This window comes from Parasphingorhabdus sp. (assembly GCF_036964675.1).
Lineage (GTDB): Bacteria > Pseudomonadota > Alphaproteobacteria > Sphingomonadales > Sphingomonadaceae > Parasphingorhabdus.
In genome coordinates this window covers 1-9,687 of sequence record NZ_JBALTF010000080.1, presented here as the reverse complement: position 1 = coordinate 9,687, position 9,687 = coordinate 1, and the positions used below count along the sequence as shown (strand labels likewise).

Annotated in this window: 11 protein-coding genes; 7 read left to right on the top strand and 4 right to left on the bottom strand. The window is 57.7% G+C overall.

Annotated features, from left to right (window positions below):
• Window positions 1-126: 126 nt before the first annotated feature.
• The 4 genes from V7665_RS12045 to V7665_RS12030 all read left to right on the top strand — a co-directional run bounded on the left by V7665_RS12045 (window position 127) and on the right by V7665_RS12030 (window position 2,793).
• The gene (locus V7665_RS12045; RefSeq protein WP_335664783.1) at window positions 127-1,137 is read left to right on the top strand and encodes a fumarylacetoacetate hydrolase family protein; all 1,011 of its coding nucleotides are present in this window, start codon (window positions 127-129) and stop codon (window positions 1,135-1,137) included.
• Window positions 1,138-1,316: 179 nt separating this feature from the next.
• Window positions 1,317-1,526: a TIGR03643 family protein gene (locus tag V7665_RS12040; protein ID WP_335664782.1), complete on the top strand. Its 210-nt coding sequence runs from the start codon at window positions 1,317-1,319 to the stop codon at window positions 1,524-1,526.
• A gap of 70 nt (window positions 1,527-1,596) precedes the next feature.
• Window positions 1,597-1,743, top strand: coding sequence for a DUF2256 domain-containing protein (locus V7665_RS12035; protein ID WP_335664781.1), 147 nt, complete (start codon window positions 1,597-1,599; stop codon window positions 1,741-1,743).
• A gap of 105 nt (window positions 1,744-1,848) precedes the next feature.
• The gene (locus tag V7665_RS12030; protein ID WP_335664780.1) at window positions 1,849-2,793 is read left to right on the top strand and encodes a stealth family protein; all 945 of its coding nucleotides are present in this window, start codon (window positions 1,849-1,851) and stop codon (window positions 2,791-2,793) included.
• 40 nt (window positions 2,794-2,833) lie between these two features.
• Here the strand turns inward: V7665_RS12030 and V7665_RS12025 are convergent, their stop codons facing one another.
• The 3 genes from V7665_RS12025 to V7665_RS12015 all read right to left on the bottom strand — a co-directional run bounded on the left by V7665_RS12025 (window position 2,834) and on the right by V7665_RS12015 (window position 4,518).
• Window positions 2,834-3,037 (bottom strand): hypothetical protein, encoded by a 204-nt coding sequence (locus V7665_RS12025; protein ID WP_335664779.1) that lies wholly within the window; start codon window positions 3,035-3,037, stop codon window positions 2,834-2,836.
• Window positions 3,038-3,958: an endonuclease/exonuclease/phosphatase family protein gene (locus tag V7665_RS12020; protein WP_335664778.1), complete on the bottom strand. Its 921-nt coding sequence runs from the start codon at window positions 3,956-3,958 to the stop codon at window positions 3,038-3,040.
• Between the two features lie 89 nt (window positions 3,959-4,047).
• Window positions 4,048-4,518, bottom strand: coding sequence for an Lrp/AsnC family transcriptional regulator (locus V7665_RS12015; RefSeq protein WP_335664777.1), 471 nt, complete (start codon window positions 4,516-4,518; stop codon window positions 4,048-4,050).
• A gap of 104 nt (window positions 4,519-4,622) precedes the next feature.
• On the opposite strand from V7665_RS12015, the gene V7665_RS12010 reads away from it, so the two are divergent.
• Window positions 4,623-5,660 carry a PLP-dependent cysteine synthase family protein gene (locus V7665_RS12010; protein ID WP_335664776.1) on the top strand — a complete coding sequence of 346 codons (1,038 nt, stop codon included), beginning with the start codon at window positions 4,623-4,625 and terminating at the stop codon, window positions 5,658-5,660.
• On the opposite strand, the gene V7665_RS12005 is transcribed toward V7665_RS12010, so the two are convergent.
• Window positions 5,650-7,173: a hypothetical protein gene (locus V7665_RS12005; protein WP_335664775.1), complete on the bottom strand. Its 1,524-nt coding sequence runs from the start codon at window positions 7,171-7,173 to the stop codon at window positions 5,650-5,652. The two genes, V7665_RS12010 and V7665_RS12005, sit on opposite strands and share 11 nt — an antisense overlap.
• A 92-nt stretch (window positions 7,174-7,265) precedes the next feature.
• Here V7665_RS12005 and V7665_RS12000 point away from each other — a divergent pair, with 92 nt between their 5' ends.
• Both V7665_RS12000 and V7665_RS11995 read left to right on the top strand, forming a co-directional pair.
• Window positions 7,266-8,477 (top strand): CaiB/BaiF CoA transferase family protein, encoded by a 1,212-nt coding sequence (locus tag V7665_RS12000; RefSeq protein WP_335664774.1) that lies wholly within the window; start codon window positions 7,266-7,268, stop codon window positions 8,475-8,477.
• A 28-nt stretch (window positions 8,478-8,505) separates the two neighbouring features.
• Window positions 8,506-9,618 (top strand): acyl-CoA dehydrogenase family protein, encoded by a 1,113-nt coding sequence (locus V7665_RS11995; protein WP_335664773.1) that lies wholly within the window; start codon window positions 8,506-8,508, stop codon window positions 9,616-9,618.
• The last annotated feature ends 69 nt before the right edge of the window (window positions 9,619-9,687 follow it).

Genomic DNA, 9,687 nt, shown 5'->3' with positions numbered 1-9,687 from the left:
TTCGCATTGAACAATGCTGTGCTCCTGCGTAGGCAGGAGTCCATCTCCTGAAGTTTCGGCTAGAGGCAATGGTCGGAGATGGGCCCCCGCCTTCGCAGGGGAACGGAGCATGATGAAGGAACGCACATGAAACTCGCTACCCTGAAAAATGATACCCGTGATGGCCGGCTTGTCGTGGTCTCGAAAGATCTGACCCGCTGCTGTGAAGCGAGCAATATTGCCCCGACCCTGCAGGCGGCGCTTGACGACTGGGAGCAATGCGCGCCGAAGCTGGAAGCGCTCTACCGCGACGTCGAACATGAGACCGTGCCCTGCGAGCGCTTTCACGAGCGGCTGGCCGAATCCCCCCTGCCCCGCGCCTATCAATGGGCCGACGGCAGCGCCTATATCAATCATGTCGAACTGGTCCGCAAGGCGCGCGGCGCGGAAGTGCCGGAGAGTTTCTACAGCGATCCTTTGATGTATCAGGGCGGCTCGGACGCCTTCCTCGGCCCGCGCGACGATATCCCGCTCGGCGATCCCGAATGGGGCTGCGACATGGAAGGCGAAATCGCGGTCATCACCGACGATGTGCCTCCCGGCGTCAGCACCGACGAAGCCGCCGACCATATCAAGCTGGTCATGCTGTGCAACGATGTGTCCCTGCGCGGCCTGATCCCCGGCGAACTGGCCAAGGGCTTCGGCTTTTTCCAGTCGAAACCGCCGAGCGCTTTCTCCCCGGTCTGCGTCACCCCCGACGAATTGGGCGATGCATGGCAAGGCTCGGTTATCCATCTGCCTCTGCAGGTCGACTATAACCGCGAGCCCTTCGGCCGCGCCAATGCCGGCAAGGACGCGACCTTCAGTCTCGCCGATCTGGTCGCCCATGCCGCCAAGACCCGGCCTTTATGCGCCGGCACGATCATCGGTTCCGGCACCGTGTCCAACCAGGGCCCCGACGGCGATCCCGGCAAGCCAGTCAGCGAAGGCGGCCTCGGCTATAGCTGCATCGCCGAAATCCGGATGATCGAAACGATCAACGACGGCGCGCCCAAGACGCCGTTTATGAGCGCTGGCGATACGGTGAAAATCCAGATGCTGGATGCGGATGGTCATTCGATCTTTGGGGCGATCCGGCAAGATGTTGTAGCGGTTTGATGGGGAACGAGACCAATAGCGTCTGGCTAGCTCCAGTCATCATCCACCGATGAGATGACGGCTTACCACCGGTATTCTTATCCCTACGCGAATGGCACAATATGCATCAGGGCCAGCTAGCTTAAGCTCTTAAGCACAATAACGCTGGTGTTTGCCAAAAACTGCGCCATATCGCCGAAATGGATGATGACAAAATTTCAGAATTGATCGCCCTTGCCTGGGACGACAAGACGTCTTTCGAGATGATCGAGGGACAGACCGGCTTAGCCGAAAAAAATGTGATCAAGGTGATGCGCAAGACCTTGAAACCTTCAAGCTTTCGATTGTGGCGCAAACGTGTTTCGGGACGTACAACCAAACATGCGGCCCGGATGAACGCGCTGACATGACGTTCCGATTGATCGCAGGCGATTATCAGGAAGCAATGATCCCCAATATGTCACCTTGAAGCACTGGAGCATGATGAAAAAGTCTGACCTGCCACAGAAAATGTGCCCGATATGCGAACGCCCGTTCGCTTGGCGCAAAAAATGGAAGGCCGTTTGGGATGATGTGAAATATTGTTCCGAGCGTTGCCGGCGTTCGTCCAAGAGCAAATCCAAATGATGAAACAACAGACCCGGATTATTGGGTGCAAACGCGATTTGCGGAAAAATGACCATGTCCCCCGATTGGCCGAAACTCCGCTCAATATCCGCGTGCGGGTGGACCATGTTTAACACTGACATTGTCATCACCTGGGTGGATGGAGCCGATCCGGCATTGAAGTCCAAACGCGACCGTTATCTTAGCGACGCGCTATCACCGCTGCACGATAACGGAATTAATCCGCACCGCTGGCTATGCAGTGACGAGCTCAACTATTGCCTGCGGTCTATTGCCAATAATGCGCCGGATGTGCGCCGGATATGGATCGTGACCGATGGCCAGATCCCCATATTTTCCGGACTGACCCCAGAATTTAGCACAAAGATCAGCACGATCGACCATCACGAGATTTTCACTGATTATGAAGAAGTCCTGCCGACTTTCAATTCGCTCTCCATCGAAACCTTCCTGTGGCGGATTCCGGACCTGTCCGAGCATTTCATCTATTTTAATGACGATGTATTTTTAACCTCGCCCGTGAATTTTTCCGATTTTTTTACCGCAACGGGGCCAGTGATGCGCGGCCAGTGGGTTGATTTTTCTCATCTGCCTGATTGCGGGAACAGTCAGCGTGATGCGGCATTACTCAATCATTATAATCAGATTGAAGCAGCCAATATCATGGGGTTTGGCAGCGACCATATGTTTGCCAGCGCCCATGTCGTCCACCCGATGCAGCGTTCCATCATGGCCAAGTTATTTGCCGAAAATCATGATCAGTTCGTCCACAACAGCTCATTCCGGTTTCGCGACATCGCCCAATTTTTACCGCAGAGCCTGCACAATCATCATTGTATCAGAAACGGCCATGGCCGCATTCACGAACCCCGCGACTATATCCACGTCGCCGCCAATGAACCGGACCAATGGATCACGCAACAGATCAATGGCGTCCCGGGCGACACCGATTGGGACAATATAAAATTCTTGTGCATCAATGATTTGCCAGAATTGAAACGGCGAATTCCCGACGTACACCGCTGGATCGAAACCGCGATCGGAAACTAGAAAGCGTCAAATTTCCAGTATTCGCTTTTGCGCGGTGATTTCAACCGGTCGACGCAACACAGGCACCGAACCGCTGGGCCGGTGTTTCATATCTGATCCGCTCCATCGCGAAGCTCGCCGACACATCGGACAGCGGCACCGCCTTGATCCGTTTCGTGTACATCCGGTCATAGTCGGCAACATCGCGCACCAGCAGGTTGAGCAGATAGTCCACCTCGGCGGATTGGGGCCTCAAAATGCCCAATCAAAGTCCCGCAAAATCGATGACTACGGCAGCATGATCGCTGGCGTGTGGCCTGTGCTTGCCCACACCAGCGAACCGGGTCCCATGAAAGCGCGAAGTTTCCTCGCCCAGGCCCTTGCGCACCACAACCGGTTCGGCATTCGGCCACTGCTCAGCGAGCGCCGGGGATGCCAACATCGCGTCAGGGCAATGGTACAGTCCGGAATGCGGATCAAAATAGGTCCATCGTTCCTTCTCTGGCAGACGTTTCATCAGATCGATTGAAAAGCCAGTTTCGAGCGGTGCAATGGCGCGCGGGTGGCCTGCCACCAAGTCATTGGGCTCATTCAGATCGCCAGTGATGAGCCATAGATTTTGCGCGGGATCCTGAAAATGACGTTCGATCAGTCGGCGGGTTGCAAGGGCTTCCAGTCGGCGTGTGGTCCAGGCCGTGTCTGCATCCGGATAGGTCGATTTAAAGTGGCAGACAAAGAGTGTGAGCGGCCCGATCGTGACCATCAGGCAGTCCCGCCGGAACACGGGGAAATCTGGATCGACGGCCGGAGGTGGATCGATTCCCAACTCTGTCAAAGTAAGCGATGCATGGCTTTGGATCGCATCAACGGGGTGGCGAGAAAGCAAAGCGACATCAAGGCCGCGACCGTCGTTTCCGGGCAAGCAAATAAGATGCGGATAGGGGGCCGCTCCCGCCGGTAACAAGTAGTTCTGGTGGAAATATTCAAGGGTTTCGAGATCGAAAACCTCTTGCAAAGCCACAACATCGGCATCGAGGGCCTTCAAAAGTTCAGCGGTCAACCTGCGATCGATCGGATCCAGACGCTCCTCCTCCGGATCGTCGGAGTCCCAGGCACCGTGGAGATAATTGCGGCCATCAATGCTCTGGAGCCTGAGGTTTTGAACATTTAATGTTGCGATGCGCATGATGGTGAAGGGATCGCATAGTCTCAAGGCTTTGGGAAGAATTGAAATTCCTCATCCGCATCAAGTTACGGTGACGTTGCGAAACCCCCTCAAACCGGCACCGCCGTCTCATATTTAATCCGCTCCATCGCGAAGCTCGCCGAGACATCGGACAGCGGCACCGCCTTGATCAGTTTCTTGTAGACCCGGTCATAATCGGCGACATCGCGGACCAACAGCTTGAGCAGATAGTCGACCTCGCCGGCCATCCGGTAGAGCTCGACCACTTCCTCGACCGCCGAGGCAGCGGCGGCGAATTTTTCCAGCCATTGGTCGCTATGGTCATTGGTCCGCACGGCGACGAAGACAGTCATGCCGAAACCGACCGCCTCCGGATCGACAATCGCCACCCGGCGGGCGATGATCCCGTCCGCCTCCATCCGCTTGATTCGCCGCCAGCAGGCATTGGTCGAAAGGCTGAGCTGCGCCGCGAGATTCTCCAGCGACAGGCTGGCATCGCGTTGCAAGGCTTTCAGGATATTGCGGTCATTATCATCAATATTTTTGGTTTCTTTGCTCATATTCAGATTATTATCACGTTATTCGTGCAATGACACCAAATATTGACAAGGATTTCCCGCCCGACTGGCTTCATATGTGAAGCCAGATGATCACAGGGGAAGATATGATGCTGGATTTTGTAGGCCGGGCGCGCGAAGACAAGCTGCAGTCGCTTTCGGCTCTGATCGGCAATACGCCGATGATCAAGATTCTGGCGCGCTGCGAAGGGCAGGATGTCACCGTCTATGCCAAGGCAGAAATGTTCAACCTGTCCGGCAGCATCAAGGACCGGATGGCGCTGGCGATCCTGCAGGATGCGATGCGGCGCGGCGATCTGCTGCCCGGCCAGACAATTGTCGAGGCGACCAGCGGCAATAGCGGCATTTCCTTTGCTGCGATTGGCTGCGCCCTCGGTCACCCCGTTACCATTTTCATGCCCGACTGGGTCAGCGCCGAACGGCGGGCGATGCTCGCCATCTATGGTGCTGATGTGCGCTTGGTCTCGCGGGAGGAAGGCGGCTTTCTCGGCTGCCTCGCCGCTGCCGAGGAACTGGGCGCGCAGGGCGCTTATATGCCGCGCCAATTTTCCAACCCGGTCAATGCCGACGAACATGCCGAAGGCACCGGGCCTGAATTGTGGCAGCAGGTTGCCTCAGACGGCGGCACGCTCGGCGGCTTCGTCGCCGGTGTCGGTACCGGCGGCACGGTGATGGGCATGGGACGCTATCTCAAGGGCCGCGACGAGAGCATCGCCGTCCATCCGGTCGAACCACTCGAATCGCCGACCCTGTCGGTCGGCCACAAATGCGGCCAGCACCGGGTGCAGGGCCTGTCGGATGAATTCATCCCGGCGATCCTCAACCTGTCCGAACTGGACGGGGTGATCGGCGTCAACGACGGCGACGCGATCCTGATGGCGCAGAAGCTCAATCAGGAATTTGGCCTGGGCGTCGGCATTTCCAGCGGCATCAATCTGGTCGCCGCGATCCGCGTCGCGCTGCAGCAGCCGGTGGCCGCCGACGTTACCCGCAAGGCAGTCGCGACAATCTTCGCCGACAGCAACAGCAAATATCTGTCGACCGATCTCGCCAAAACCGAACCCTGCCGCGACTGCTATTGGACCCCGAAAGTCGAATTGCTGGATATGCAGACTATCCGCTAAGCGTCGCGATATTGCGGTCGTCCTCGGTGATCACATCCACCGCAAGACCGATCAGATCCGTGTCTTCCGGGGCATCTGGCAATATGCCGATGGCGGGCAGGCCCTGCTCGTCTTGCAGCCAGACACTGGCCGCACCGCGGCTGGCCTTGCCATAAGGCATGGCATAGCTTTTTATCACCGCCTTGCCGTTGAAATAATGGTCGGCTTTGACATGGTCCGGCTTGGGGATGCGGACCGGTGCCGCGATCCGGTCGGGGGACCAGCCGCCAGCGACGGGTTGCGCCGCGTAGATGCCGACCGATTCCTTGTTGATCACCCCGCCATTGGCGGAAATCATCCCCGGCTTGCCGCCATCCTTGCGCAACGCCTCGACCAGCGCGACCATGCCGTGGGCGCTATAGCTGTTGCCGGGGCCGCCAAAGAAGCTGAGCCCGCCGGTCAGCGTATAGGAAGCCAGCGACCGGTCCGGCGAACCGAGCGCGTCCATCGCCAGCGACACTGCCACCGGGAAGCAGCTGTAAATATCAATCGGCCCGAGATCTTTCGCTTCAATCTCCGCAAGATCCATCGCCTTGGGAAAGGCGACCTGCATCGCCGGCGAAATCGACAGATCATCCTGCAGGCTCATCAACGGGACGCTCGCGTCGGACCCGCTGTGCAGATAGATCATCTTGTCTTCGGCAATGCCCAGCTCTGCGGCATGGCCAGCGGTGGTCAGGATCACCGCCGCGCCCAGTTCGACCGCATCCTGCGCCACCATCCAGCGGCGATAGGGATCGTTGAGCCGGTAATTGCCATGGTCATCGGCGAGCAATTCCTCTGCCGTCCATTGCCGCGCAAATTGCGCATGCTCGCGCGTCAGCGACACGCCGGCAAAGGCCTCCCACAATTCGGCCATGCTCTGCGCATAGCTGTCCCGATCCATGCCGAGCCGCGCGCGCCGGGCATTTTCGACAATCCCGTAGGCCATCGGCATGCTGATGATCCCCTGCCGCCATTCATAGGCGGTGAGCATCTTGTCTTCGTCGGTTTTCAGGTCAGTCATTGCGCGGGTCGCCGGCTGGTTCCAGTTCAGCTCGTGGCCGCTCCGCCGGGCGCGCTTGACCGTGCCGACATTCTCCGCGCTGGAGAGAATCACCGCCTTATATTCGCCGGCGTGGACCTGGCAGGCGAGCTTGTTGAGATGTTTCTGCGGGCTCTGGCCACCGACATCGCCATAGAGCAAAGTTGCCGGATTGAGGCCGGATGCGGTGGCCACCGCTTCGGGATGATTTTCCGGCGAACCAAAGTCATGCGGCAGGCCGCTGTCGTGAAACAGACGGATCGAGAGCAGGCAGTCAATCGACGCCGCCAGTTTCTCCGCCGCGCCGCTGTCAGCCAGCGCTGCCTTGATCGCTGCCGACGCAAGATCGACGGTCGAGGGCCATTCCAGCCCCTGCGATTGCTTCAGTTTCCGGCCACTTGTTTCACCAACGCCGATCAGGACCGGCGCTTTCTTGTCTGCCAAAGCCAATGGTAATTCCCTCAAAATAAACAGTTCATCAATCGATTAAACATGATAACAGACGGGGTAATCAATGCACCTAATAATTTGAGGACTAGTGAATGAGCGGATGGCCAGAGCTGAAATGGGAAACGGAACCGACCGGTCCACTCAAGGGATTGAAGATCGTCGATATGTCGACCGTGGTGCTCGGCCCCTTTGCCACGCTGAATTTCGCCGATATGGGCGCGGACGTGATCAAGATCGAAAATGGCGAGGGCAAATTTGCCGGCGACATGATGCGCCATGCCGGTGACAATCCGACCGGCGACCTCGGCCCGATTTTCACGTCGCTCAACCGCAACAAGAAATCGATCACGCTCAACGGCAAGGATGAAGACGACAAGGCGGTCATCCTCGAGCTGCTGAAGCACGCCGACGTATTTTTCCACAATGTCCGGCTGGCTGGCATGGAACGGCTGGGGCTTGATTATGAAAGCATCAAGGCGATCAATCCGGGCATCGTCTATGTCCATTGCGCCGGTTTCGGTCAGGGCGGCGAATATGAGAAAAGACAGGCTTATGATGACCTGATCCAATGCGCTTCCGGCTTTGCCAGCCTGTTCGAAATGCGCGGAGACAGCGGCCGTCCGCTCTATATGCCATCGCTGGTGGCCGACAAGACCATCGGCCTGTTCGCGGTCAACGCCACGCTCGCTGCCATGTACCACAAGGAAAAGACCGGCGAGGGACAATTTGTCCAGGTGCCGATGTTCGAAGCCTTCACCTGGTTCAACATGGTCGAAAATCTGTGGGGCGAGACCTTCATTCCCGGCAATGGCAAGCTTGCCTACACACGCTCGATCAATGAAAATCGCAAACCCTATCCGACCAAGGACGGCTATATCGGTCTGGTTCCCTATAATGATGCGCAGTGGCGGAAGTTTTTCGAACTGGGCGGAAAACCCGGCGTCTTTGATGAACCGCGCTTTGCCGATTATTCCCAGCGCACCAAGAATATCACCGCGCTCTATGCCCTGATCGAGGAAATTGCCGCGACCAAGACCACCGAGGAATGGCTGCCGCTGCTGGATGAGAATAATATTCCGGCAATGCGCTATAATAGAATGGAAGATGTGCTGACCGATCCGCATTTGCAGCAGGTCGGCTTCTGGCAGGAACGCGAAGGCCCGAAAATCGGAAAATATCGGACGATCAAACATCCGGTCCATTATTCCGCCAGCCCCGCGAATATATATGCCGATCCACCGACCTTGGGTGCAGACAATGACGAGATACGCGGCGCCCTCAATATGCCGGCCAATGACGAATGATAATGATAAACAGGACGAGGTTTGAACCATGAATTTTGATTTCTCTGACGACCAGAAATTTCTCCGCGATGAAGCCCGGAAATTTCTGGCAGCCCAATGTACCAGCGCGCATGTCCGCGAAGTGCTGGATGATGACAGCAAGAGCCACAATGAAGGCGTCTGGCAGCAGATCGTCGAAATGGGCTGGCTCGGCGCCGCCATTCCCGAAGCCTATGGCGGGCTTGGCCTCGGCATGCTGGAGCTTTGCGTGATTGCCGAGGAACTGGGCCGCGTCCTGGCCCCCGTGCCATTCGGATCATCCGCCTATTTCTTTGCCGAAGCGCTGAAACTGGCGGGCAGCGAAGAACAGAAACTGGCATTGCTGCCGAAAGTGGCCGACGGCAGCCTGGTCGGCTGCATCGCGGTCAGCGAAGGGCCGGGCGAGATCAAGGCCGGCAATATTGCCACGCGGCTGAAGAACGGCAGCATCACGGGCAAGAAAATCCCGGTGACCGATGGTGATATCGCCACCCACGCGATTGTGCTGGTGAAAGATGGCAGCGGCGCAAGTCTCGTCATTGTCGACCTGAACCAGAGCGGCGTTTCCCGGAAGCCGATCAAGACGCTCGAGCCCACGCGCAGCCATGCCACGATCAGCTTTGACGGCGCAGATGCAGAACTGCTCGGCGAAGCGGGCAATGGCATGGCGCTGCTTGACCAGATCAACGACCGGGCGGCGGTGCTGATCGCCTTTGAACAATTGGGCGGCGCCTCGCGCTGTCTGGAAATGGCCAATGCCTATGCCAAGGAACGGGTCGCTTTTGGCCGCGCCATTGGCGGCAATCAGGCGATCAAGCACAAGCTGGCCGACATGTATGTGAAAAATGAAGTCGCCCGCTCCAACGCTTATTATGGCGCCTGGGCGCTGTCGAGCGATGCAGCCGAACTGCCCGAAGCGGCGGCAGCGGCGCGGGTCGCGGCATCGGAAGCTTTCTGGTTTGCGTCCAAGGAAAATATCCAGACCCACGGCGGCATGGGCTTCACCTGGGAAGTGGACTGCCATCTCTTCTACCGCCGCGCCAAATTGCTCTCCGTTCAGGTCGGCAGCCCGGCGGTGTGGAAAGAGAAATTGGTCAGCGCACTTGAAGCGAAAAATGATTGAATCGCGAGCCCGGAGTGCCGTTCGTCCTGAGCCTGTCGAAGGACAGCCTTGGGTGCGCACTCGTACTTC

Coding starts and splice junctions, on each gene's coding strand:
- V7665_RS12045 (WP_335664783.1), top strand. CDS start 127: ATGAAACTCGCTACCCTGAAAAATGATACCCGTGATGGCCGGCTTGTC.
- V7665_RS12040 (WP_335664782.1), top strand. CDS start 1,317: ATGGATGATGACAAAATTTCAGAATTGATCGCCCTTGCCTGGGACGAC.
- V7665_RS12035 (WP_335664781.1), top strand. CDS start 1,597: ATGATGAAAAAGTCTGACCTGCCACAGAAAATGTGCCCGATATGCGAA.
- V7665_RS12030 (WP_335664780.1), top strand. CDS start 1,849: ATGTTTAACACTGACATTGTCATCACCTGGGTGGATGGAGCCGATCCG.
- V7665_RS12020 (WP_335664778.1), bottom strand. CDS start 3,958: ATGCGCATCGCAACATTAAATGTTCAAAACCTCAGGCTCCAGAGCATT.
- V7665_RS12015 (WP_335664777.1), bottom strand. CDS start 4,518: ATGAGCAAAGAAACCAAAAATATTGATGATAATGACCGCAATATCCTG.
- V7665_RS12010 (WP_335664776.1), top strand. CDS start 4,623: ATGATGCTGGATTTTGTAGGCCGGGCGCGCGAAGACAAGCTGCAGTCG.
- V7665_RS12000 (WP_335664774.1), top strand. CDS start 7,266: ATGAGCGGATGGCCAGAGCTGAAATGGGAAACGGAACCGACCGGTCCA.
- V7665_RS11995 (WP_335664773.1), top strand. CDS start 8,506: ATGAATTTTGATTTCTCTGACGACCAGAAATTTCTCCGCGATGAAGCC.